23 protein-coding genes and 2 pseudogenes are annotated in these 22055 nt (G+C 75.1%); 16 read left to right on the top strand and 9 right to left on the bottom strand.

Annotation, left to right across the window (positions count from 1 at the left end; genetic code table 11):
* The first annotated feature begins 2 nt into the window (after positions 1–2).
* From GKE82_RS10320 to GKE82_RS28295, 5 genes and pseudogenes are all read left to right on the top strand, one after another.
* Complete coding sequence (locus GKE82_RS10320) at positions 3–500, top strand: aromatic-ring-hydroxylating dioxygenase subunit beta (RefSeq protein WP_107566852.1); 498 nt, start codon at positions 3–5, stop codon at positions 498–500.
* Positions 500–727: a hypothetical protein gene (locus tag GKE82_RS10315; protein WP_107566851.1), complete on the top strand. Its 228-nt coding sequence runs from the start codon at positions 500–502 to the stop codon at positions 725–727. The genes GKE82_RS10320 and GKE82_RS10315 overlap by 1 nt, the downstream gene beginning before the upstream one ends.
* 32 nt (positions 728–759) lie before the next feature.
* On the top strand, positions 760–1386 hold the full coding sequence (locus GKE82_RS10310) for a TetR/AcrR family transcriptional regulator (protein WP_154733213.1): 627 nt from the start codon (positions 760–762) through the stop codon (positions 1384–1386).
* A 66-nt stretch (positions 1387–1452) separates the two neighbouring features.
* Positions 1453–2544: pseudogene (locus GKE82_RS10305) on the top strand (AMP-binding protein); the annotation flags it as partial.
* Between the two features lie 160 nt (positions 2545–2704).
* Positions 2705–3160 carry a class I adenylate-forming enzyme family protein gene (locus GKE82_RS28295; protein ID WP_255450921.1) on the top strand — a complete coding sequence of 152 codons (456 nt, stop codon included), beginning with the start codon at positions 2705–2707 and terminating at the stop codon, positions 3158–3160.
* A gap of 12 nt (positions 3161–3172) precedes the next feature.
* Here GKE82_RS28295 and GKE82_RS10300 read toward each other — a convergent pair whose 3' ends face one another.
* The gene (locus GKE82_RS10300; protein ID WP_154733212.1) at positions 3173–4339 is read right to left on the bottom strand and encodes an acyl-CoA dehydrogenase family protein; all 1167 of its coding nucleotides are present in this window, start codon (positions 4337–4339) and stop codon (positions 3173–3175) included.
* A gap of 54 nt (positions 4340–4393) precedes the next feature.
* Between GKE82_RS10300 and GKE82_RS30380 the strand changes: the two genes are divergently transcribed.
* Genes GKE82_RS30380 through GKE82_RS10285 form a run of 3 tightly spaced genes read left to right on the top strand, consistent with a single transcriptional unit; the run spans position 4394 to position 6452 of the window.
* Positions 4394–4996: a TetR/AcrR family transcriptional regulator gene (locus GKE82_RS30380; RefSeq protein ID WP_154733211.1), complete on the top strand. Its 603-nt coding sequence runs from the start codon at positions 4394–4396 to the stop codon at positions 4994–4996.
* A 9-nt stretch (positions 4997–5005) separates the two neighbouring features.
* Positions 5006–6043, top strand: coding sequence for an MBL fold metallo-hydrolase (locus tag GKE82_RS10290; RefSeq protein WP_154733210.1), 1038 nt, complete (start codon positions 5006–5008; stop codon positions 6041–6043).
* 4 nt (positions 6044–6047) lie between these two features.
* Positions 6048–6452, top strand: a complete 405-nt coding sequence (locus GKE82_RS10285) for a PGPGW domain-containing protein (RefSeq protein ID WP_107566845.1) — start codon at positions 6048–6050, stop codon at positions 6450–6452.
* 15 nt (positions 6453–6467) lie between these two features.
* Here GKE82_RS10285 and GKE82_RS10280 read toward each other — a convergent pair whose 3' ends face one another.
* The 4 genes from GKE82_RS10280 to GKE82_RS10265 are packed head-to-tail and all read right to left on the bottom strand — an operon-like array spanning position 6468 to position 9172.
* Complete coding sequence (locus tag GKE82_RS10280) at positions 6468–7217, bottom strand: SDR family NAD(P)-dependent oxidoreductase (protein WP_154733209.1); 750 nt, start codon at positions 7215–7217, stop codon at positions 6468–6470.
* On the bottom strand, positions 7214–7621 hold the full coding sequence (locus GKE82_RS10275) for a nuclear transport factor 2 family protein (protein WP_154733208.1): 408 nt from the start codon (positions 7619–7621) through the stop codon (positions 7214–7216). The genes GKE82_RS10280 and GKE82_RS10275 overlap by 4 nt, the downstream gene beginning before the upstream one ends.
* A 5-nt stretch (positions 7622–7626) precedes the next feature.
* Positions 7627–8415 (bottom strand): enoyl-CoA hydratase/isomerase family protein, encoded by a 789-nt coding sequence (locus GKE82_RS10270; RefSeq protein ID WP_154733207.1) that lies wholly within the window; start codon positions 8413–8415, stop codon positions 7627–7629.
* 4 nt (positions 8416–8419) lie between these two features.
* Entirely contained in the window at positions 8420–9172 is a 753-nt protein-coding gene (locus GKE82_RS10265) for an enoyl-CoA hydratase/isomerase family protein (protein ID WP_107566841.1), read from the bottom strand.
* An 88-nt stretch (positions 9173–9260) separates the two neighbouring features.
* On the opposite strand from GKE82_RS10265, the pseudogene GKE82_RS31375 reads away from it, so the two are divergent.
* Together GKE82_RS31375 and GKE82_RS10255 are read left to right on the top strand one after the other, a co-directional pair.
* Positions 9261–9650, top strand: a pseudogene (locus GKE82_RS31375) (DUF1254 domain-containing protein); the annotation flags it as partial.
* A 148-nt stretch (positions 9651–9798) separates the two neighbouring features.
* Positions 9799–10680 (top strand): DUF1214 domain-containing protein, encoded by an 882-nt coding sequence (locus GKE82_RS10255; protein WP_309233532.1) that lies wholly within the window; start codon positions 9799–9801, stop codon positions 10678–10680.
* Between the two features lie 14 nt (positions 10681–10694).
* On the opposite strand, the gene GKE82_RS10250 is transcribed toward GKE82_RS10255, so the two are convergent.
* The 3 genes from GKE82_RS10250 to GKE82_RS10240 are packed head-to-tail and all read right to left on the bottom strand — an operon-like array spanning position 10695 to position 12561.
* Complete coding sequence (locus GKE82_RS10250) at positions 10695–11276, bottom strand: 2-hydroxychromene-2-carboxylate isomerase (RefSeq protein WP_107566839.1); 582 nt, start codon at positions 11274–11276, stop codon at positions 10695–10697.
* Positions 11273–11947 carry a hypothetical protein gene (locus GKE82_RS10245; RefSeq protein ID WP_154733204.1) on the bottom strand — a complete coding sequence of 225 codons (675 nt, stop codon included), beginning with the start codon at positions 11945–11947 and terminating at the stop codon, positions 11273–11275. Before GKE82_RS10245 ends, GKE82_RS10250 begins: the two co-directional genes overlap by 4 nt.
* The gene (locus GKE82_RS10240) at positions 11944–12561 is read right to left on the bottom strand and encodes a TetR/AcrR family transcriptional regulator (RefSeq protein WP_107566837.1); all 618 of its coding nucleotides are present in this window, start codon (positions 12559–12561) and stop codon (positions 11944–11946) included. The genes GKE82_RS10245 and GKE82_RS10240 overlap by 4 nt, the downstream gene beginning before the upstream one ends.
* A gap of 167 nt (positions 12562–12728) precedes the next feature.
* Here GKE82_RS10240 and GKE82_RS30700 point away from each other — a divergent pair, with 167 nt between their 5' ends.
* From GKE82_RS30700 to GKE82_RS26970, 6 genes are all read left to right on the top strand, one after another.
* A complete protein-coding gene (locus tag GKE82_RS30700) occupies positions 12729–13697 on the top strand; it encodes a YncE family protein (RefSeq protein WP_196189151.1) in 969 nt (322 codons plus the stop codon).
* On the top strand, positions 13594–15504 hold the full coding sequence (locus tag GKE82_RS29875; protein ID WP_309233531.1) for a sulfatase-like hydrolase/transferase: 1911 nt from the start codon (positions 13594–13596) through the stop codon (positions 15502–15504). Before GKE82_RS30700 ends, GKE82_RS29875 begins: the two co-directional genes overlap by 104 nt.
* Positions 15501–16475 (top strand): YncE family protein, encoded by a 975-nt coding sequence (locus GKE82_RS10230; RefSeq protein ID WP_154733202.1) that lies wholly within the window; start codon positions 15501–15503, stop codon positions 16473–16475. The genes GKE82_RS29875 and GKE82_RS10230 overlap by 4 nt, the downstream gene beginning before the upstream one ends.
* A gap of 324 nt (positions 16476–16799) precedes the next feature.
* Positions 16800–18266 carry a sulfatase-like hydrolase/transferase gene (locus GKE82_RS10220; RefSeq protein ID WP_154733201.1) on the top strand — a complete coding sequence of 489 codons (1467 nt, stop codon included), beginning with the start codon at positions 16800–16802 and terminating at the stop codon, positions 18264–18266.
* 3 nt (positions 18267–18269) lie between these two features.
* Positions 18270–19040 (top strand): DUF1330 domain-containing protein, encoded by a 771-nt coding sequence (locus GKE82_RS10215; RefSeq protein WP_154733200.1) that lies wholly within the window; start codon positions 18270–18272, stop codon positions 19038–19040.
* Entirely contained in the window at positions 19037–20494 is a 1458-nt protein-coding gene (locus tag GKE82_RS26970) for a hypothetical protein (RefSeq protein WP_196189425.1), read from the top strand. The genes GKE82_RS10215 and GKE82_RS26970 overlap by 4 nt, the downstream gene beginning before the upstream one ends.
* A 743-nt stretch (positions 20495–21237) precedes the next feature.
* On the opposite strand, the gene GKE82_RS10210 is transcribed toward GKE82_RS26970, so the two are convergent.
* A complete protein-coding gene (locus GKE82_RS10210) occupies positions 21238–22032 on the bottom strand; it encodes an enoyl-CoA hydratase/isomerase family protein (protein WP_233243685.1) in 795 nt (264 codons plus the stop codon).
* Positions 22033–22055: the final 23 nt, after the last annotated feature.

The following is a 22055-nucleotide window of genomic DNA, read 5'->3' as shown; positions in this document are numbered from 1 at the left end:
CCGTGTCCACCGCCCTGGACCTCGAGCTCCTCAAGGCCGTCGAGCAGTTCGTCTACCGCGAGGCCCGCTACGCCGACGAGCACGAGTACGACGCGTGGGAGGCCCTCTGGACCGACGACGCGATCTACTGGGTCCCCGCCAACGGGGCCGACATCGACCCGACGCGGCAGATGTCGGTGCTCTACGACAACCGCGCCCGCATCGCCACCCGCATCAAGCAGCTGCACACCGGCAAGCGTCACGCGCAGATCCCGCGCTCGGACCTGCGGCGGATCGTCTCCAACGTCGAGCTGCTCGAGGCGCACCCGGAGCTGCCCGACGACGTCCACGTGGGCGCCAACGTCCTGGTCTGCGAGGCCCGCGAGCGCGGCACCGTCCTGTGGGCGGGGCGGACCACCTACGTCCTGCGCGACACGCCCGACGGGCTGCGGATGGCGCGCAAGAAGGTCGTGCTCGTCGACAACGAGCGTCCGCTGCACACCCTCGCGTTCCTGATCTGATGGCCGGCCCCCCGGACGACGTCGTCGAGAGCGAGTTCGCCTCGGTGCGGCTGAGCATCGACCGCGAGGGCAACGACCCGCGCCTGCGGATCGAGGACCTGCGCACCGGGCAGGTCGGCTTCCTCGACGCGCTCGAGCTCGAGACGCTCGCGTGGCTGCCCGAGGGGGGCCTCCACAAGCTGCTGGACCCCTCCTTCCTGCGCTGGCGCGATCCCGGCGCCGACTGAGTTCGTGTCCGGACAGCCTGTACGATGAGCTGATGCCGTCGACCACCCGCCGCTCCAAGGCCGCCCGCGCGGACCGCAAGTCCGACATCGAGGAGCGGATGCGCCAGGCGATCACGAAGCTCGTCGTCGACGGCGAGCGCTTCACCGAGCTCAGCGTCGAGCGGCTCGTCGCCGAGGCGGGGATGGCCCGCTCGACCTTCTACGTCTACTTCGAGGACAAGGGCGCGCTGCTGCGCGCGATCGGCGCCTCGACCCTCCACACGTTCTACGAGGGCGCGCAGGCCTGGTTCGAGAACCGCGGCGAGGTCACCTACGAGGACGTCCGCACCGCGATGCGCGGCCTGCTCGAGGCGTTCCAGGCCAACGAGGTCGTGATGGGCGCCGTCGCCGAGACGGCCGTCTACGACCCCGAGGTCGGCGAGATGTACCAGGAGAGCGTCGACGGCTTCGTCGGCGCGGTCCGCAAGCTCATCCAGCGCGGGCAGAAGGACGGCACGATCCGCGACGTCCACCCGGCCGAGACGGCGACCGCGCTCAGCTGGATGATCGAGCGCACGACGCTCCAGCGCGCGCAGGGCGCGACGCCCAAGCAGCTCGACGCCATCGCGACGGGGCTCGCGGACGTCATCTGGGGCACGCTGTACGTCGCGGCGCGCTGACCCGGCGCCGGTCCCCGCTTCGGACATGCCGTCCGAACAGGGCGCCCGAAGTGTTACGGTCGTCGCATGGACGCGACCGTGCCGAGCATCGACGACCGCCGCGCCGCGCTGGAGGCCCGGCACCCGGCGTGGCGGCCACGGACCCTCGACGGCCTGCTCGACGACGCGGCCCGCGAGTTCCCCGACCGGCCCCTCGTCATCACCGACGAGCACACCGTCACCTACGCCCAGGCCCGCGACTGGGCCTGGCGGCTGGCGGACGGACTGACCGCGCTCGGCGTCCGGCCCGGCGACCACGTCGGGCTGCTGATGGCCAACCACGTCGAGTTCGCGCCGCTGAAGTTCGCCATCGCGCGGGCCGGCGCCGTCGCGATCCCGTTCAACTTCCTCTACCGCCAGGACGAGCTCGCGTTCGTGCTGCGCCAGTCGCGCTGCCGCGTGCTGATCACGATGGCGCGCTTCGCGGGCCTGGACCAGGCCGCGATGCTCGACGCGATCGCCCCCGGCTGGGAGCGCGGCCCGACCGCCGAGCTGCCCGACCTCGAGCGCGTCGTGCTGCTCGACGGCACCGGCCGCGGCGAGGTCCTCACCGTCGCCGGGCTCGAGCGGCTCGGGGCCGAGCAGCCCACCGACCACGGCCCGCTGCGCCGCCCGCAGGACATCGGCGACATCCTCTACACCTCGGGCACGACCGGCTCGCCCAAGGGCGTCATGGTCACCCACGACGCCGTGCAGCGCACCGGCTACGCCTCGGCGCTGACCCGCGCGTTCGAGGACGCCCGGCGGATCCTCTTCTCGCTGCCCTGCTACCACATGTTCGGCTACGTCGAGGGCCTGATCGCGACGATGTTCGTCGGCGGCGCGATCGTGCCGCGGACCGCGTTCGACCCCGCCGACCACTACGCGGCGATCGCCCGCCACCGCGCCACCGAGGTGCTGTGCGTGCCGACGATGACGATCGCGCTGCTCGAGCACCCCGACCGCCGCACGACCGACCTCTCCAGCGTCTTCGCGCTCCTCTCCGGGGCGGCGCCCGGCCCCGCGTGGCTGTGGGAGCGCTGCGCGCGGGAGCTCGGCATCACCGAGATCACCACCGGCTACGGGATGACCGAGTGCGGCGGCGCGATGACGATGACGCTGCCCGAGGACCCGACCGAGCGGCACACCACCACGGTCGGACGGCCGAAGCGCGCCGGCGTCGCCGGGATCGCGGACGCCGGCGGCGACCTGTGCGTCTACGCGACGGTGGACCCGCTGGACGGCACCCGCCGGCCGGACGGGGGAGGAGGGCGAGCTCATCTCCACCGGCCCGACGCACATGCGCGGCTTCTGGGACGAGCCCGGGCTGACCGCCGGCGCGCTGCGCGACGGCTGGGTGCACTCCGGCGACCTCGGGCGCGTGGACCCGGACGGCTACCTCGTCCTGACCGGCCGCACGAAGGAGCTCTACAAGTCCGGCGGCGAGCTCGTCATGCCCAAGGAGGTCGAGGAGCTGGTCGCGACCGTCGCGGGCGTCAGCCAGGTCTACGCGGTCGGCGTCCCCGACGAGCGCTGGGGCGAGGTGGGCTGCGCCTGGGTCGTCCCCGAGCCCGGGGTCGCCGTCGACGTCGACGCCGTGCTCGCGCTCTGCCGCGAGCGCCTCGCGCGGTTCAAGGTCCCCAAGCACGTGCTGCTCGTCGACGCCGCCGACCTGCCGACGACGCCGACCGGCAAGGTCCAGAAGTTCAAGCTCGTCGAGCGCGCGGCGCGGCGGCTCGCGGCCGCCGCGCCGTGAGCGCCGGGCGGCCTACAGCCCGTAGCTCTTGCCGATCACGTCGAGCATGATCTCGTCGGCGCCGGCGCCGATGCGGTAGAGCCGGATGTCGCGCATGACGCGCTCGACGGGGTACTCCTTCATGTAGCCGGCGCCGCCGTGGATCTGGACGCACTGGTCGGCGACCTCCCAGGCGACCTGCGTGGCCTTGAGCTTGGCCATCGAGATCTCGCGGACGTTGTACGCGCCGGCCGCGTAGTCGGCGGCCGTGGCGTAGATGAGCTTGCGGGTGGCCTCGAGCTCCGTCGCCATCTGCGCGAACTTGTGGCGGATCGCCTGGTGGGTGCCGAGCTGCTGGCCGAAGGTGCGGCGCTCCTTCGCGTACTCCAGCGTCGCGTCGAAGGCGTACTGGGCGTAGGCGAGGCAGCCGGCGGCGGCGATGCAGCGCTCGGCCTGCAGCTCCCACATGATGTGCTGGAAGCCCTTGCCCTTCTCGCCGAGGATCGCGCTGGCGGGCACGCGCACGTCCTGGAAGGCGAGCAGCGCGGTGTCGGAGGCGTGCATGCCCATCTTCTGCAGCTTCTGCTCGCGGATGACCCCGGGGGCGTCCATCGGGACGAGGAAGAGGGTGAAGCCCGCGTAGCCGGCGTCCGGGTCGGTCTTCGTGACCAGGCAGATCATGTCGGCGCGGTGCCCGTTGGTGATGTAGGTCTTCGAGCCGTTGATGACGTACTCGTCGGTGGCCGCGTCGTACACCGCCCGCGTCTTGATCGAGGCGACGTCGGAGCCCGCGTCGGGCTCGGTGATCCCGAGGGCGTAGATGCTCTCCCCGGCGATGCCGCGCGGCAGGTACTCGCGCTTCTGCTCCTCGGTGCCGAACTCCAGCAGCGGGGGCATGACCATGTCGGTGTGGACGGAGAGGCCCATGAGGAACCCGCCGCTGCCCGCCCGCGCGACCTCCTCGGCGAGCACGAGGTTGCAGAAGTAGTCGCCGCCCTGGCCGCCGTACTCCTCGGGCATCGACAGGCCGAGGAAGCCGAGCTCGCCCATGCGGCGGACGATCGCGTCGGGGAACGTCGTCTCCTCCCACGCCTCGACGTGGGGGACGACCTCGCGGTCCATGAAGGACCGGATCGACTCGCGCAGGGCGGCGTGATCCTCGGTGAAGATGCCGGTGGGGGTGGGGGCGACGGTGGACATGGCAACATCGTACAGGCTGTCCGAAGTTGTGTCGACCTGCGACGATGCGCCCGGATGGGACAGGGCAAGGCATACGGGGAGGACGAGGTGCGGGCGCTGCTGCGCGAGGCCCTCGTCGCGCTCACCGCCGACGGGACGCCCGCCGGCGACCTCAGCGTCGGGCGGCTCTGCACCCACGCGGGCATCTCCCGCTCGACGTTCTACAAGTACTTCGAGGACCGCCCGGCGATGCTGCACGCGCTCAGCGCCGACACGCTCCACCGCCTCTACGCCGCCCAGCGCTCGTGGCTGGCCCGCGGCGCGCAGGCCACCCGTGCCGACGTCCGCGCGTCGATGGCCGCGCTGCTGCAGGCCTACACCGGTGAGCGCGCGGTCCTGCGCGCCACCGCCGACGCGGCCACCACCGAGCCGTCGCTCGCCGCCGCCTACACCAGCGCGGTCCAGGACTACGCCCGCGCGATCGCGCGGTTCGTCCGGGCCGGACGGACCGCGGGCACCATCCCGGACGGGCCGCCCGCCGCCGAGACCGGCGCCGCCCTGGCCTGGATGACCGAGCGCACCGTCGCGACCGCCCCGCCGGACGCGGACCCGGCGGCGCTCGCCGACGCGCTGACCCACGTTCTCACCGCCACGCTGGCGATCCCCGACCCCACCTAGACTGCCTCCATGAGCGCCCCGGCCCTGGACGACGACGCGCACGCCGCGCTGCAGACCGCCGCCGAGGCGGGGCTGCACCGGATCCCCGTCCCCACGCCGTTCGCGATCGGGGACGTCAACACCTACGTGATCGAGGGCGACGGGCTCGCGCTCGTCGACGCCGGACCGAACTCCGCCACCGCGCTCAGCGGCCTCGAGCAGGGGCTCGCCACGCACGGCTGGGCGATCACCGACCTCGACGTCGTCTTCGTCACCCACCAGCACATCGACCACATCGGCCTCGCCGGCGAGGTCGCGCGCCGCGCCGGGGCGGAGATCGTCTGCCTCGACCTGCTCGAGCCCGTCCTCGCCGACTGGAACGCCTTCGCCCAGCAGGACGACGACGACGCCTTCCTGCTCATGTCGCGCCACGGCGTCGAGGCGCACGTCGCCGAGGCGCTGCACGCCGTCGCCGCGCTCGTGCGCGGCTGGGGCGCCCCCGCCCGCGTCGACCGCACCGTCCGCGCGGGCGAGACCGTGACGCTCGCCGGGCGCGCGTTCGAGGTGGCGTGGCGGCCCGGCCACTCGCCGTCGGACACGACCCTCCTCGAGCCGTCGGCGCGGATCCTCATCGCGGGCGACCACCTGCTCAAGGACATCTCCTCCAACGCGCTCATCGCCCGGCCGATGGGCCTGCCGTTCGGCCCGTGGGAGGGCGCCCGGCCGCGCCCGACCCCGCTCCTGCAGTACCGGGAGTCGCTGCGCGCCACGCGCGAGCAGGACCTCGCGCTCGCCCTCGGCGGTCACGGCGGCCCCGTCGTCGACCACCGGGCGCTCGTCGACGAGCGGCTGCGCGCGCACGAGCGGCGCGCCGACGACTTCCACGCGATCCTCACCGACGGCCCGATGAGCGCGCACGAGATCGCGACCGCGAAGTGGGGGGAGGTCGCGATCACGCAGGCGTTCCTGACGCTGTCGGAGGTCCTCGGACACCTCGACCTGCTCCTCGCCGACGGCCGCATCGTCGAGGATCGCTCGCAGCACGTCATCCGCTTCCGTCAGGCTTGAGGCGATGCACGGAGAGGAACCCGGACTCGACCACGCCCGCACCCGCCCCGGCGGATGGCGCGGCCGGCTGCGCGAGAACCCCGCGACGCGGCACGCCTACCTCGTCGGCGTCTTCGTCGCCGGGCTGCTCTGCATCGCGCTCGGGCTCGCGCTCGTCGTGCTGCCCGGACCGCTGACGATCCCGCCGATGCTGCTCGGCCTGTGGATCTGGTCGTGGGAGTTCCGCTTCGCCGAGAAGATCTTCGACGAGTTCCAGGAGAAGGGCCAGGCGGCCTGGGAGGAGGCCAAGCGCCGCCCGGTCGTGGCCGGCGTCACCTCCGTCGGGGGCATCGTGCTCGCCGGCGTCGTCGTCTGGGCCGTCCTCAGCTACGACCTCGTCGACAAGGGTCGCGACGCCGTCGGGCTGTGAGCGCGCGGGGCGCGCTCAGGCGCTGATCCCCATCCCGCCGCTGACCCCGAGGCACTCCGCGGTCACGAACGACGCCTCCTCGGCGCAGAGGAACGCCGCCGCCGCCCCGACCTCCTCGGTCGTCCCGAGGCGTCGCAGCAGCGTGCCGTCCTTCATCGCCTGCACCATCTTCTCGCCGTGCACCGGGACCGCGCGGGCCGCGTCGGTCAGCGGCGTGTCGATCGGCCCGACCGCCAGCGTGTTGCAGGTGATGCCGTAGCGGGCGTTCTCGCGCGCGATCGACTTGCTGAAGCCGATGATCCCGGCCTTCGTCGTCGCGTAGACCGCGTTGCCCTTGGAGCCGATCCGTCCCGCCTCCGAGCCGATGTTGAGGATCCGCCCGTAGCCGGCCTGCTGCATCGCGGGCAGCGCCGCGTGCGTGCAGGCGAACATGCCCTCGAGGTTCGTGCCCAGCAGCGCCCGCCACTGCTGCGGGGTCGTGTCGGTGAAGTAGGCGAAGTCGTCGAAGCCCGCGTTGTTGACGAGGACGTCGAGCGGGCCGAGCGCCGCGACCGCGGCCATCGTCGCCTCCGCGTCGGAGATGTCCATCTGCACGGCGCTGCCGCCGATCTCCCCGGCGACCTCCTGCGCGGGGCCGAGCGAGCGACCGGCGACGATCACGTGCGCGCCCTCGGCCGCCAGGCGGCGGGCGATCCCCTCGCCGATGCCGCGGCTGCCCCCGGTGACCAGGGCGCGGCGGCCGTCGAAGCGTCGGGTCGTCGTCATGTCAGCTCCAGCTGGTGCAGGACGGCATGCATGTCCCAGTAGTCGGCGTGGGTCGCCAGCAGGCCGTCGGGGGTGGTCGTGCAGTACGCGACGCCCGGGACGGAGAACCGCCGGCCCGTCGCGGGGTAGACGCGGTCGCGGACCTTGAGCTTCCCGGCCGCCGTGCCCGACCAGGTCCACCGCGACGCGAAGCCGCGATCGTCGCCGTAGGCCTCGTGGAACTCGATCAGCCCGTCGGGCGAGAACCGCAGCATGAACGCGAAGAACGCGCGCAGCTCGTCGTGGCCGTGGAAGACGAGATCGGAGCCGACGTCGGTGTAGACCGCGTCCGGGGCGTAGAGGGCGAGCAGGGCGTCGGGCTCGTCGGCGCTCCAGGCGCGGCCCCACGCCGCGAGGTCCGGCACGCCGCTCACGAGAACTCCGGGCGGCGACGCTCGATCACCGCGGCGAGGCCCTCGCGGGCGTCGGCGCTCCCGGACAGCCGCGAGACGGTCGCCGCCTCGTCGTCGAGGACCGCGCCGAACGCGGCGCCCGCCCCGGCCCACATCAGCCGCTTCGTCTCGGCCTGCGAGTCGCGCGGGCCGCGCGCGAGCTTCGTCGCGAGCGCCAGGGCCTCGTCGGCGAGCGCGTCGTCGGGCACGACGCGCCCGACGAGCCCCAGCTCCTTCGCCTCGGCGGCGCTCAGCAGCGGGTTGGTGAGCGCGAGGTCGAGCGCCCCGCGCAGCCCGACGAGGCGGGGGAGGGTGAACGTCATCCCGGCGTCGGGGGCCATGCCGACCCGCGTCGCGGCGACCATGAAGCGGGCCGACTCGCCCGCGACGACGATGTCCGCGGCGCAGGCGAGCCCGAGGCCGCCGCCCCCGGTCGCGGCGCCCTGGATCGCGGCGATCACCGGGACGTCGAGGCCGACGAGCCCGGCGGCGATGCGACCGAGCTGCTCGGTGAGCACGACGAGATGGTCGGGGAGCTGCTCGCCCTTGGAGGCGAACTCGACGACGTCGCCGCCGCCGCAGAAGTTCTTGCCGGCGCCGGTGAGCAGGACGACGCGCACGTCGCGGTCGCCGCGCAGGCGGCCGACGATCTCGAGCAGCTGCTCGAGCAGCGCGGCGTTCAGCGCGTTGGACTGCTCGGGGCGGTTGAGCGTGAGGTGCGCGACGCCGTCGCGGACCTCCAGCAGGACGGGGGGCTCGTCGGTCATCGGGTCATCCCTTCGTGGTGAACGCGTCCATCGCGTCCGGTGAGGTCAGGTGCTCGACGACGCGGCGGCGCTCCAGCGCGAGGCCCTCGTCGAGCGGCAGCGCGAGGCCCTCGTGCACGAGCGCCTTGGTGCGGGCGAGCGCGGTGCGGTCCTTCGCGGCGAGCGTGGCGGCCAGCTCGCCCGCGGCGGCGTCGAGCTCGGCCCGGGGGACGGCGCGCAGCGCGAGCCCGAGGGCGACCGCCTCCGCCGCCCCGATCCGCGCGCCGGTGAGGATGTGGGCGAGCGCGCGCTGGCGGCCGATCAGCCGCGGCAGCCGCTGCGAGCCGCCCCCGCCGGGCACCATCGCGAAGTTCGCGTGGTTGTCGGCCAGGCGCACGTCATCGGCGACGATCGCCATGTCGCACGCCTGCAGCAGCTCGAAGCCGCCGGCCATCGCGTTGCCCTGGACGGCGGCGATCACCGGCACCGGCAGGGTGGCGATCAGCGCGGTCGCGGCGCCGAACGCCTCGAACAGCTCGCGCATCGCCGCGGGGCCCTGCGCCTGCAGGCGGGTGAGCTCCTTGTAGTCGCCGCCGACGCAGAAGTGGTCCCCGGCGCCCCGCACGACGATGACGTCGGCGCCTGCGGCGGCGTCGCGCAGCGCGGCCTCGAGCTCGCGGGCGAGCGCGACGGTGATCGCGTTCATCGCGTCGGGGCGGTTCAGCGTGACCGACGCGACGCCCTCGTGGACGGTCGTCGTGACGACGGGATCGGGCATCGCCGCGATCCTACAGTGTGTCCGGACTAGCTGCCCGAGATCGTCCGGTGGCGCCGCGGTCCGCGCATGGCCGCTAGCGTCTCGGGGCATGACACGGGGAATCGGTGCGACGCTCGCCGCGGTCGCCGTTCTGCTCGGGGCCGCCGCCACCGCTCCGGCGCGGCAGGCCGACCGCGAAGGTGCGCCCAACCCGGTCGCCGCGCTCGCCGTCGGACAGGCCGCCCACGAGTACGGCTTCCCGCTGCTGGAGTTCCTGCGCGTCCGCCGCGAGATGACGAGCGTCCGTTGCCCCGACGAGCGCGGCAACGCCCCCGTCAACGCGTTCTCCAACGTCCCGGTCTTCGCCGACGCCTCCGCCCGCACCGTCGTCGCGCCGAACACCGACACGCTCTACTCGATCGCGCACCTCGACCTCGGCAAGGGCCCGATCGTCCTGCGCCACCCCGCGATGGGCACGCGCTACTTCAGCTTCGCGATGCTCGACCCGTACACGAACGTCATCGCGACCCCCGGCACGCGCGAGGACGGGGGGCCGGGCCGGGCGCATCCTCGTCCGCTGGGCGCAGAAGCCCGGCAAGGTCGGGCGCCGCACGTTCACCCGCGTCGTCACCTCCCCGCACCGCCGCGTGTGGATCATCGGGCGCACGCTCGCCACCGACCGGGCCGACCAGGCGCGGGCGTTCGCGCTCATGCAGCGCTACCGGCTGTCGCGCCTGGACGGCACCGCGCGCCGCTTCGCGACCGACTGCCGCCCCGGCGACCCGGGCAGCTTCCCCACCCCGACCGACGGCGGTGGCTTCGTCGCCGCGCTCAACCGCGCGATGGAGGAGAGCCCACCGCCTGACCGCGACCGGCCGCTGCTGCGTCGCCTCGCGCCCTACGGCATCGGGCCGGGCCGCTCGCCCGAGGCGGCCAAGCTCGACCCCGCCACCCGCGCCGCGCTCTTCGCCGGCATCGAGCTGTCGGCCCGCACGCTGACGTCGACCTCCCGGCTCGACGCGCTGCTCGCCGCCCAGCGCACCGACGGCTGGTACACGCCGCCCGCGAACACCGGGGCGTTCGGCACCGCCTACCGCGACCGCGCGCTGATCGCCGCGCTCGGCCTGGGCGCCAACACGCCCGAGGAGGCGACCTACCCCGCGGGCGTCACCGATGGCCTCGGACTCCCCTTCCTGGGCCTCAACCGCTACCGGCTGACCTTCACGCCCGACCGGATCCCGCCCGCGCGGTTCTTCTGGTCACTGACGATGTACGACGCCGACGGCTACCTCGTCGACAACCCCGACGACCTCTACTCGATCGGCCCGAGCCACCCGCCGCTGCGGACCCGGCCCGACGGCTCGGTCGTGATCGAGATCGCGCGGACGCGACCGACGGCGCCCGACGTCAACTGGCTGCCCTCGCCACCCGGCACCTTCCGCCTGAACCTGCGGCTCTACGGGCCCGCCCCCGAAGCGCTCGACGGGCGCTGGCGGCCGCCCGCCGTGGAGAACCTCGGCCCCGGCTGAGCGGCGGCGGCCGGTCAGGCGACGGCGCCGGCGGTCAGCGCCGCCTCGAGGTCCTCGAGCCGGTCCTGGCCCCAGAAGCACTCGTCGCCCAGCGTGAACACCGGCACGCCCCACATGCCCAGGGCGGCGAGCTCGTCGGTGTTGGCCTGGACCCGCGCCTGCATCGCCGGGTCGTCGATCGCCGCGCGGCACGCCGCCCACTCCAGGCCGGCGCGCTCGCAGACCGCGCGCAGGCCCTCGTCGGAGGCGACCTCGACGGCCTCGCCCCAGATCGCGCGGCTGGCGGTCAGCACGAACGGCTCGATCCGCCCGACGTCCCGCGCGTGCTCGGAGACCCGCAGGCAGCGGACCGCGCCGTCCCCGATCGGGTCGTGCACGCGACCGAACGGCAGGCCCAGGCGCGTGGCCTCGCGCTTGGCGTCGCGCAGCGTGTGCAGCCGCTTGGGCAGCGGCACCGACTGGCCGCGCATCGCCATCGGCAGGACGCCGCGGACGTCGATCTCGACGTCGTGGCGCCGCGCGAGCTCGAACGCACGCGGTGCCGCGAGGTACGAGTACGGGCTGCGGAACGAGAAGAAGAAGCGGACGGTCGTCATGCGGTGGCCCTCCAGCCGAGCTCGTCGAGGCGGTGCTCGATCTGCGGCAGTCGCTCGTGGGCGAAGAACCACTGCCCGTGGACGACCGCGATCGGCGTGTCGTAGAGGCCGCGCCGCCGCATGACCGACTCGGCGGGGAGCGCTTCGGTCGCCGCCGCCGGCGGCGGGCCGAGGTGCGCGACATGGAGGTCCGCGTACGCGTCGGGGGTCGGCTCGACGTCCTCGCACCACAGCCGTCGCATGGCGTCGGCCGCGAACGCGAGCCGGGCGGCGCCGTCGGGCGCGGCGGCGGTCCAGCGGGCGAGGAACGCCGCCGCGGCGGGGGCGACGGTCGTGGTGCGCGTGAAGGTCAGCCCGTCGCGGGCCGCGAGGCGCCGGGCGTCGGTCACCGCGTAGGTGCGCTTGGCCTCGGCGGCCGGGTCGCCGGGGATCCCGCGGGCGACGACCGGGTGGACGCGCACGTCCGCGGGGCGGCCGGCCGTCCGGGCGGCGAGGCCGAGCGTCGCGACCGCGCTGTACGGGTCGTCGAAGGCGACGTACAGGTCGACCGTGCCGCGCCCGCCGCGCGCCCGGCGCAGCCGCGCGAGCAGCCGCCGGTGGGCGTCGACGGTCGACAGGGTCACGATCAGCCGGGGCACGAGCCGGCGCTTGATGCGGTCCTTCGGGGTCATGCGCTCGCTCCGCCGTAGAGGGTCCTCGTCCAGATCGTCCAGACCGTCTCGAGCACGCGCTCGCGGTCGGTGAAGGGCTCCTGCCCGAGGGCGTCGCCGAGGTAGCCGTTGAGCATCCGCACCAGGGCGCGCGCGACCTCCGGGGCGTCGAGCGGCTCGAGCTCGCCGCGGGCGATGCGGGCCTCGATCGCCTGCGTCGTCATCGCGATGAAGCCCTCGACCATCTGCCCGTAGGCGGCGTCGACGGTCGCGTCGTGGTGGGCGGCGGCGGCGATCGCGCGCACGACCGGGCCGTGGCGCACGTAGAAGTCCACGAACCGCTCGAGCCGGGCGCGCGCCTCGGCGGGGGAGGTGCGCTCCACCGCGGCCCAGTCGGCGCCGACCTCGACGAGCTCCCCGCCGACCTCGGTGATGACCGCGAGCACGAGCGAGGGGATGTCCTCGAAGTGGCGGTAGAAGACCGTCCGCGAGTGGCCGGTCCGCCGCATGACCGTCTCGACCCCGATCTCGCGGAACGGCTGCTCGCGGAGCAGCTCGAGCATCGCCAGCACGATCTGGCTGCGCGTCTGCTCGGGCGTCTGCCGGGGTCGGGTGCGGTGCACGGGGGCGCTCATCGCTCGCCACAGTAGCGCTATTGACAGCGCGTCATCAAGCTGGGAAGGTCTGCGACACCGCGTCATCAGCGCGGTGGAGAAGCGGAGGTTCCGTGGTGCGGGAGCAGGGGTCAGCAGAGTCGGGGAGCGGCGCGTCCACGCCGTCGGGGAGCACGCGACGCTCCCTCGTGCTCGGAGCGATGACGGGCGCGGCCGGGTGGGCCGCGTCCGGATCGCTGCTCGACGGGGTCGCCCGCGCGGCCGACACCGCGCCGTGCACGCCGACCGCCCCGGGCACCCGCACGAGCGCCATCGCGCTCGCGCCCGGCGCGCGCAGCGCCTGGACCGCCGATGCCGGCGCCACCACGATCAGCCGCGTCCGCGTGCGCGACCTCGTCCGCGGTCCGGCGCGCGACGTCGGGGGCTCGCCGCTCGCGCTCACGCTCACCCCCGACGGCCGCACCGCGCTCGTGCTCACCGCCGCGCACGACCGCCCCGGGCTCGTGCTCGTCGACCTCATCGGCACCGCGACCGACCGCGTCGACGTCGGCGCCGCGCCGCGCGCCCTCGCCGTCACCGCTGACGGACGGCACGCCTGGGTCGCCGGGGAGGAGGGGCTGCTGCGCGTCACGCTCGCCGACGGCGCCGTCGAGGGGCCGATCGCGCTCGGCGGTCGCCCGCGCGCCGTCGCGCTGCTGCCCGACGGCCGCCGCGCCGCCGTCACCGACCACACCGGCGCGGCGCTCCTGCTCGTCGACCTGCGCCGCCGCCGCGTCCTGCGCCGGATCGCGACGTCCCCGTTCCCCTCCGAGCTCGCGCTCGCCGCGCGCGGCACCCGCGCCCTCGTCACCCACGACGGCTACGGCGCGACCGGGGTCACGCTCGTCGACCTCGTCCGCGGCCGCGCCCTGCGGACCCTGCGCACCGGCGCCGACCCGGCCGGGGTCGCCGTCGACGCGCGCGGGACCGTCGCGCTCGTCGCCAACGCCGGGGACGGCACCGTCTCGGTGCTCGACCTGCGCAGCGGCCGCCACCGCCGTCGCGCGCGCCCCGGTGGCGCGCCCCGCGCGGTCGCCGTCGCCGGACGCCGGGGGATCGCCGTCGACGGCGACACCGGCCTGCTCACCGCCGTCCCGCTCACGAAGGGTCCCCGCTGATGTCCCGCACCACCCGCCGGGAGGCCTCGGCGCCGCGGGCGCCGCGGCCCTCACCGCCGCCGCCCTCGGGCAGGCGAGCGCCGGGGCCCAGACCCCGACGCGCAAGCCGAACATCCTCATCGTCATGTGCGACCAGGAGCGCGCGCCGCAGTGGACGCCCGACCTGCCGCTCCCCGCGCGCGACTGGATCGACAGCCACGGCGTCACCTTCGAGCGGTTCCACCACTCCGCCGTGCAGTGCTCGTCCGCCCGCGCCTGCATGTGGACCGGCATGTACGTGCCGCAGAACGGGATCTTCGGGAACTTCCTGCAGAGCTGGCAGTTCTCGCTCGACCCGCGGATCCCGACGATCGCCGACCTGCTCAAGGAGCAGGGGTACACCACCGCGTTCTTCGGCAAGTGGCACCTCAGCATGGTCGGCACCTCGCTGCCGGAGGGACCGCTCGACACGCTGCGCAACAACTACCTCGCGCCGTACGGCTTCGACTACTCCGAGATCTCCACCTCGCTGGAGCCCGCCGGCTACAACGACGGCATCTACAACGACCCGGTCTGGACGAAGCAGGGCGTCGACTGGCTCAAGGAGCACGGGGGCGGCGACCAGCCCTGGTTCTGCGTCGTCTCGCTGCTGAACCCGCACGACATCGCGTACTTCCCGCGCGGCTTCACCGCCGACGTCACCCGGCCCGACTGGGAGGTGCAGCTGCCCCCGAACTTCGAGGACGACGTGCGCTCCAAGCCGCGCGTCCACGCCCAGTACGACGGGGGCGCGGCGCTCGTCCGCGGCAAGGTCAAGCCGGACGACACCGCCACGTGGAAGCGGCTGATCAACACCTACTGCGACCTGATCGTCAACACCGACGACAACTACGCGGCGATCATGAAGGCCCTGCACCACTCGGGCGGGTTCGACGACACCGTGGTCATCCGCACCGCCGACCACGGCGAGATGGCCGGCTCGCACCGCGCCGTCGGCAAGGGACCGATGATCTACGACGAGCAGCTGCGGATGCCGCTGTCGATCTCCTACCCGAAGCGGTTCCCGGCGGTCCAGGGCGCGCGCACGCCCGCGCTCGCCGAGGCCGTCGACCTCGTGCCCACGTGCCTCGAGCTCGCCGGGGTCGCCGACCCCGTCAACCGCTACCCGTGGCTGCGCGGCCGCTCGCTCGTCCCCGCCCTGCAGGACCCGGTCGGGGCGCGCGGCAAGGAGTTCACGGTCAGCACCTGCGACGAGGTCTGGTCGCCGCAGGACTTCGCCGGACAGGGCAAGGCGTGGCGGCGTCACGTCCGCGCCGCGCTCTCCGGGCGCTTCAAGATCGCGCGCTACGTCGCGATGACCGGCAAGCCCCAGACCGAGCGCACCGAGGACCAGGAGTACGAGCTCTACGACCTGCGCGAGGACCCGCTGGAGCTGCGCAACCTCGCCCGCGATCCGGCCTACACGCCGCTCCTGGACGAGCTGCTCACCGTCCTGAACGACCTCGAGCGCGAGCGCCTGGGCCCCGTCGAGGTGCCGCTCAGCGGGCCGCCGTCGCTGATCGAGCCGATCCGCCCCGACCCGATCGGCCGCCCGTCGATCGGCGACCAGACCAAGGAGAACCCGCCGTCCCCGGTCGAGGGCGTGCCCGGCGCGTACGTGCAGCTGCCGTTCGGCGACCCGCACCTGCTCGCCCGCGTCTACGACGGCGTCGGCGGCGACCGGCTGCCGCAGACGGCGGACGAGTCGCGGGCCCTGGCCGAGGCCCGCGCCCTGCACCGGGCGCGGATGCTCTGCGAGCTCGGCCCGATGGCCGGCCGGACGCGATGAGCAGCACGCGACGCGAGGCGCTCGGCGCCGCCGTCGCCGGCGCGACCGGCCTGCTCGCCGCCCCGGCGGTCGCGCCCGCCGCCGCGCCCACGGCGCCCGCCACGATCGTCGCCGCCCGCTCGGTGACCGTGCGCCGCGGGGTCGCGATCGCCGCCTCGCGCGACGGCCGCACGCTCGTCGTCGCGCACGACCGCCGCCGCACGATCGCGCTGGTCGGCCGCGGAGGACGCGCCGACCGCCTCGTCGACGTGGGCGGACAACCGGTGGAGGTCGCGGTGTCGCCGGACGGGCGACGGATCGCGGTGAGCACGGCTGCGTGGGACCAGCCGGGGCTCGTGATGGTGGACCCCGTCGCAGCTCGGACGCTGCGCCGGACCGACGTCGGTCCCGCTCCGGGGGCCGCGACCTTCACCACCGGCCGCCGCGCGCGGCTCGTCGTCGTCGGCGGGGAGCAGGAGGGGACCCTCCACGTCCTCGACGCCGACGGCACGGCCGTGCTCGCGCGACACGAGCTCGGGCTCGTGCCGCGCGGGCTCGCGGTGACCGCCGACGGCCGCGCCGCCTGGGTCGCGCTCGCCGCCCAGGACGAGGTCGTCCGCATCGACCTGCGCAGCGGGCGCCTCACGCGCCGCCTGGCGACACCGCCCCGGCCCGAGCGGCTCGCGCTCGCCCCCGACGGCCGCCGCCTGCTGCTCACCCACGCAGGCCCCGACGCCGACCGGGTCAGCGAGATCGACCTGCGCCGCGGCACCGTCCGGCGACTGGCCGCCGGGCCGCTCCCGGCGGCCGTGGGCTACACGCGCCGCGGCCGTCGCCTGGCGGTCGTGGGCGGCGCCGGGCAGGTCGTCGTGCTCGGCCCGCGACCCCGCCGGCGCGCGGTCGGCGGCGCCCCCCGCGGCCTGGCGGTCGTCGGCGAGCGCGCGTTCACGGTCGACCACCTCACCGGTGCGGTGCACCGGGTGACCGCATGAGCACCGACCGGCGCGGGTTCCTCGCGGGCGGTGCGCGGCTGGCGGCGGCCGCGTCGCTCGGCGGCCTCGCGACCGCCGCGGCCCCCGGTTCCGCCGCGGCGGCGCCCGCGGGCCGGCGCCCGAACGTCCTGATCCTCATGACCGACCAGGAGCGCCACCAGGACCGCCTGCCGGACCACCTCCCGACCCCGGTGCGCTGCTGGATGGACGCCAACGGCACGCGGATCGACCGCTTCCACGCCTCCTCGATGGCCTGCTCCCCGTCGCGCGCGTGCTTCTGGACGGGCATGTACGCGCCGCAGCAGGGGGATCTACGGGACCTTCGTGCTCGGCACGCAGTTCACCATGGACCCGTCGATCCCCACGATCGGCGACCTCTTCAAGGAGCTCGGGTACCGCACCGCGTTCTTCGGCAAGTGGCACCTCTCGTTCCCCGGCGAGCCGCCGACCAACCCGGAGGCGCTGCTCGACCTCGCGAAGGGCAGCCCGCTCGCCGGCTACGGCTTCGACGACTCCGCGATCTCCCCGCCCGCGGACGTCGGCGGCTACAACGACGGGTACACCAACGACCCGATCTGGACCGGCCAGGCGGTCGACTGGCTGAAGCGGCACGCCGACGACGAGCAGCCGTGGCTGTGCGTGCTGTCGCTGCTCAACCCGCACGACATCCAGTTCTACCCGCGCGGCTTCCGCGTCGACTGGGAGCGGCCGGACTACGACCCGCAGCTCGAGCCGTCCTTCCACGCCGAGCCGACGCTCGCGGACAAGCCGACGAGCCAGCAGCGCTTCCGCGAGGTCGCCGCGGTCGTCGCGGGCACGCCGCGCGGCACCCAGGACGACCCGGACTACTTCCGCGGCCACCTGAACGTCTACTACGACCTCATCGTCGGGACCGACGAGATGCTCGGGGCCGCGATCCGCGCGGTCGCGGACGCCGGGGCGCTCGACGACACCGTGATCGTCCGCACCGCCGACCACGGCGAGCTGGGCTCGGCGCACCGCCTGCAGAACAAGGGCACGACGATGTACGACGAGCAGAACCGCGTGCCGTTCACCGTCGTCTACCCGAAGCGGTTCCCGCGCGGCGGGCGCTCGGCCGCGCTCGGGGAGGCGGTCGACCTCGTGCCGACGCTGCTGGAGGTCGCGGGCGCCGCCGACCCGGTGGCGCGCTGGCCCTGGCTGCGGGGCGTGTCGCTCGTCGAGGCGCTCGAGCATCCCGAGCGGCGCGGCCCGCGCGATCACACGCTCTACCGCACCGACGAGTACCCGATCACGAACGTCGGCACCGCGGTCCCCACGAACAGCCACATCCGCGCGATCTACGACGGCCGCTACAAGTTCGCCCGCTACGTCGCGGTCGCCGACCAGCACTTCGCGGGACCGGAGCTGCGCGAGCGCCAGGAGTACGAGCTGTACGACACCTGGAACGACCCGTACGAGATCCGCAACCTCGCCAACGATCCCGGCTACGCGGCGCTCGCCACCGACCTGCTCGCCTGGCTCTACGAGCGCGAGGCGGTGTCGTTCACCCCGGTGCAGGTGCCGGCCTACGGGCCGCGCGCCCCGATCCGCAAGCTGCCCGAGCCGCCGAGCCTCAACGCGACGTCGAACACGATCCCCAACCCGTGGGTCGGTGCGGCGCCCGGCAGCTACCTGACGATCCCCGGCCCGCAGCCGACCCCGGCCGCCTTCCTGTACGAGGGCGGCCTGCCCGACCTCGGCCTGCTCGGGCCCCGCCCGAGCCGGGCCGACCACGCCCGCTTCTTCTGCGAACTCCTCCCCGAAAGCTGACCCGTGCTGCACCGCATCCGTCCCCGCCCGCTCCTGGACCTCGCGCGTCGCGACCTGCCCGGGCCGCTGGACGTCATCAACCTCATCCACACCGGCCGCTGGTCGCACTACCGCTGGTACGCGCTGCTCGTGACGCCGCCGCTGCTGGCCGTCGGCGGCCGGCCGCTGTGGATGGGCCGGACCGAGACGGTCGTGCACGGGGAGCGGCAGGCGGACAAGTTCCTGGTCGTCCGCTACCCGTCGCAGCGGCGCTTCCTGGCGATGACGCTGAACCCGTACTACCTGGCGATCAACCTCCTGCGCGAGTCCGGCGTGCGGCGGTTCGAGGCGTCGTTCACGCACGCGATGCACACGGCCCCGCAGCTGCGATCCGCGCGGACGCTCGTCGCCGTGCACCTGCGCGGCGCCGACGACGACGCGATCGACGCGGTCCGCGCGCTGACCGAGCCGGTCGCGGGACCGTGCGTGTACGCGACCCGCGCGGTCGCCTCGCTCGGCTTCCTCGAGCCGCCCGCCCCGACCGACCCGCACCCGTTGAGCTTCCCGCAGATCGCGCTGTTCGCCCCGCCGCGCGACGCCGCGCTGCCGCTGCAGGCGCTGGCCGAGCTCGCGCCGCGCCTGGAGGAGCACGTCGACGCCTGCGTCGTGCAGGTCTACCGCCAGGAGCCCGCGAGCGTCTACCGGCCGTCGCTGCGCGGCGGCGAGGACGAGCACGCGGCGCCGCCCGCCGCCCGACCGGACGTGCCCGGCGCCGACCCGGTGACCGTCCCGTGAGCCGCCGGCGCACGCTCCTCGGCGCCCTGGTCGCGGCCGGGGCGACCGCGCTCGCCGCGGTCCCGGCGACGTCCGCGCAGCAGGCGGCGTTCCCGATCCCGGGACCCCTCGACGGTCCGCTGCCGCGGTACACCGGGGCGCCCGCGACCGCGGCCCCGCTGCCCGGCCCGTTCCCGCCCGCCAACCCGGCGCTCGCCGCGGACGGGCGCAGCGGCAGCGGCCTGGCCGCCGGGAACGGCGCGGCCTCCCCGTACCCGGGACCGCTGGGCGTCGGCACGCGCTCGATCAGCGCGTTCGCGCAGGGCGGCTGCTCGTCGCTGGCGTTCGACGCGCGCGACCGGCTGCTGGCCGTCTGCAGCAACCCGCTCGGCCCGGGGCTGCGGCTGTTCGACCCGCGGACGCTCGCGACCCGGGCCTCGCTGGCGCTGCCGCTGCGCCCGGGCCCGGACCGCACCGACCTCGCGGGCGGCACCCACTTCGTCGTGCGCGCGGACGGCAGCCTGCTCGTGCCGACGCACGCCCGCACGCTGCTGCGCGTGACCGTCGAGGGCGACCGGCTGCAGGAGGCGGGGGAGACCGACCTGGGCGGCGCGCTCGGCACGGGCGAGCGCCCGTTCGCCGTCGGCGCCGGCTTCGACGGACGCGACTGGGTCGTCGGCACCGCGGGGACCGTCGTCACCGTGCCGCGCGACGGGGGCCCGGTGCGCGCGCTCGCGCTGCGCGAGCCGGTCGCGGAGGACCTCGCGACCAACGCGTCCGGCACGTACGTGGTGACGCGCGACGCGCTGTACCGGCTCGTCGCGCGGTCGGACGGCACGCCCCGGGTCGTCTGGCGCCAGCCGCTGGGCTCCGGGCTGGCCGATGGGCGCTCGGGCCGCATCCACGAGGGGCCGGGCACGCCGCCGGTGATGGTGGCGGGCGGGTTCGTCGCGGTCGTCGACGGCCTGAACCCGCCGCGCGTGACCGTGCTGCGGACCGCGGGCCGCGACGCCCAGCGCCTGCGCTGCACGGTGCCGGTCTTCCGGCCGGGAGCGGGGAGCGTCGAGGCGCACCTCGTGGCGGCGGGCCGCTCGCTCGTCGTCAGCAACGCCTACGGCTACCAGAGCCTGCTCACCACCGAGGCGGGCGGCACCACCACCGGCGGCCTCGCCCGCGTGGTCGTCGGGCGACGCGGCTGCCGCGTCGCGTGGACGAGCGACGTCGTCACGCCGTCGGCGCAGGCGGTCGTCTCGCGCGCGACCGGACTCCTGTACGCGATCGAGAAGCCGGCCGGCTTCCCCGACGCCTGGAACCTCGTCGCCCTGGACTGGCGCACCGGTGCGCGGCGCTTCGGCGTCCTCGCCGGGGAGGGCCTGGGCTTCAACAGCGACGGGGGCGCCGTCGTGCTGGGCCCGGACGGCGTCGCCTACGCGGGCTCGTTCGGCGGCGTGACGCGGTTCGCCGACGCACGCTGAAGCGGGCGCGGGCGCGGGCGCGGGCGCGGGCGCGGGCGCGGGCGGGCGGGCGCGGGCGCGCGGCGTGGGCGGGCGCGGCCGCACGTGCGCGGCGCGGGCCGGGCGCGGCGCGGGCCGGGCGCGGCGCGGGTGCGCGGCCCGGCGCGGGTGCGCGCAGGCGCGCACAGCGGGGCCCGCACCTGCCCGCACCAGCGGTTCTGGGTGATCCGAGACCCAGATATGGCCTCGGGCTCACCCAGTTCGGTGGATTGGAGCGGTCCGCGCGCGGACGGCGACCGCCGCGCTGGCCGATCGGGGCGCGTGCGGCATCGGCGTGGGGCGGGCGGCGCGCCCGCCCGCCTCGCCGTTCTGGGTGATCCGAAGCCCGGATCTGGCCTTGCGCTCACCCAGTTCGGCGGCCTGGCGCGGTCCGCGCGCGGACGGCGACCGCCGCGGTGGCGGACCGGGGCGCCTGCGACGTCGGCGTATGCTCGCTTGGTGCTGACCGACGCCGCCAACCGGGTGCTCGTCGTCGGGCCGTCCTGATGGCGGTGCTCGTCGTCCTGCTGCCGGGCGTGGAGCCCGGGGTCCTCGTCGCGGCCGGATCGGTGTGGATCGCGGTGGTCCTGGTCGTCGAGCTGCGTACGCGTCGTACGCGGCGGTGAGCCGTCGCGGCCCTGACCGGCTGCCCGCCCCGCCCGCCCCGCCGTTCCGGGTGATCCGAGACCCAGATACGGCCTTGCGCCCGCCCAGTTCGGCGGGGGTCAGCGGCCGGTGAACACCGGGCGGCGCTTCTCCTTGAAGGCCGCGACGCCCTCGGCGTAGTCCGCGGTCGTCGCGTGGCGCTGCTGGAGCGCCGCCTCGTGGGCGAGGAAGGCGGGCAGGTCGGCCGGGGGCGACTCGCGGATGAGCTGTTTCATCGTCGCGAGCGCCACGGTGGGCGCCGCCGCGAGCCGGCGGGCGAGCGCGTGCGCCGCGTCCGCCAGCTCGCCGACCGGGTGGACCGCGTTGACGAGCCCCCACTCGAGCGCCTGCGGGGCGTGGAGCTTCTCGCCGAGCATCACGAGCTGCGCGGTGCGCGCCGGGCCGATCCGGGCCACAAGGTGCGGGATCGAGCCGCCGTCGGGCGCGACGCCGAGGTGCACGAACGCCAGCAGGAAGAACGCGTCGTCGGCGGCGAGGACGAGGTCGCAGGCCAGGGCGAGCGAGACGCCGAGCCCGGCGCACGGTCCCTGCACCGCCGCGACGACGGGCTTCTCCATGCGACGGATCTCGAGCACGATCGGGTTGTAGATCTCCTCCAGGCGCGTGTGGAGATCGGGCTCGCCGTCGGGGGTGATCTCGCGGGGGACCTTCACGTCGGCGCCGGCGCTGAACGCGCGCCCGGCGCCGGTGACGAGGACCGCGCGCACCGCGTCGTCCTGGGCGACGGCGCGCAGCGCGTGCAGCAGCTGCCGGCCCAGGTCGGGCGTCCAGGCGTTCAGCTGGTCGGGGCGGTGCAGCTGCACGTGCGCGACGGCGTCGGCGACGGTCAGCCGGAGGTCCTCGTAGGTGCTCACGGGCCGCAGCGTACGACACCGTG

It is taken from the genome of Conexibacter sp. W3-3-2 (assembly GCF_009707605.1).
GTDB lineage: Bacteria > Actinomycetota > Thermoleophilia > Solirubrobacterales > Solirubrobacteraceae > Paraconexibacter > Paraconexibacter algicola.
The sequence above is the reverse complement of the archived record's forward strand: the minus strand, read 5'-3'. Positions and strand labels throughout refer to the sequence as shown.

Excerpts from the sequence above, each read along its gene's own strand:
- GKE82_RS10315 (WP_107566851.1), top strand. The coding sequence starts at position 500 with ATGGCCGGCCCCCCGGACGACGTCGTCGAGAGCGAGTTCGCCTCGGTG.
- GKE82_RS10310 (WP_154733213.1), top strand. The coding sequence starts at position 760 with ATGCCGTCGACCACCCGCCGCTCCAAGGCCGCCCGCGCGGACCGCAAG.
- GKE82_RS28295 (WP_255450921.1), top strand. The coding sequence starts at position 2,705 with ATGCGCGGCTTCTGGGACGAGCCCGGGCTGACCGCCGGCGCGCTGCGC.
- GKE82_RS10300 (WP_154733212.1), bottom strand. The coding sequence starts at position 4,339 with ATGTCCACCGTCGCCCCCACCCCCACCGGCATCTTCACCGAGGATCAC.
- GKE82_RS30380 (WP_154733211.1), top strand. The coding sequence starts at position 4,394 with ATGGGACAGGGCAAGGCATACGGGGAGGACGAGGTGCGGGCGCTGCTG.
- GKE82_RS10290 (WP_154733210.1), top strand. The coding sequence starts at position 5,006 with ATGAGCGCCCCGGCCCTGGACGACGACGCGCACGCCGCGCTGCAGACC.
- GKE82_RS10285 (WP_107566845.1), top strand. The coding sequence starts at position 6,048 with ATGCACGGAGAGGAACCCGGACTCGACCACGCCCGCACCCGCCCCGGC.
- GKE82_RS10280 (WP_154733209.1), bottom strand. The coding sequence starts at position 7,217 with ATGACGACGACCCGACGCTTCGACGGCCGCCGCGCCCTGGTCACCGGG.
- GKE82_RS10270 (WP_154733207.1), bottom strand. The coding sequence starts at position 8,415 with ATGACCGACGAGCCCCCCGTCCTGCTGGAGGTCCGCGACGGCGTCGCG.
- GKE82_RS10265 (WP_107566841.1), bottom strand. The coding sequence starts at position 9,172 with ATGCCCGATCCCGTCGTCACGACGACCGTCCACGAGGGCGTCGCGTCG.
- GKE82_RS10250 (WP_107566839.1), bottom strand. The coding sequence starts at position 11,276 with ATGACGACCGTCCGCTTCTTCTTCTCGTTCCGCAGCCCGTACTCGTAC.
- GKE82_RS10245 (WP_154733204.1), bottom strand. The coding sequence starts at position 11,947 with ATGACCCCGAAGGACCGCATCAAGCGCCGGCTCGTGCCCCGGCTGATC.
- GKE82_RS10240 (WP_107566837.1), bottom strand. The coding sequence starts at position 12,561 with ATGAGCGCCCCCGTGCACCGCACCCGACCCCGGCAGACGCCCGAGCAG.
- GKE82_RS10230 (WP_154733202.1), top strand. The coding sequence starts at position 15,501 with ATGAGCAGCACGCGACGCGAGGCGCTCGGCGCCGCCGTCGCCGGCGCG.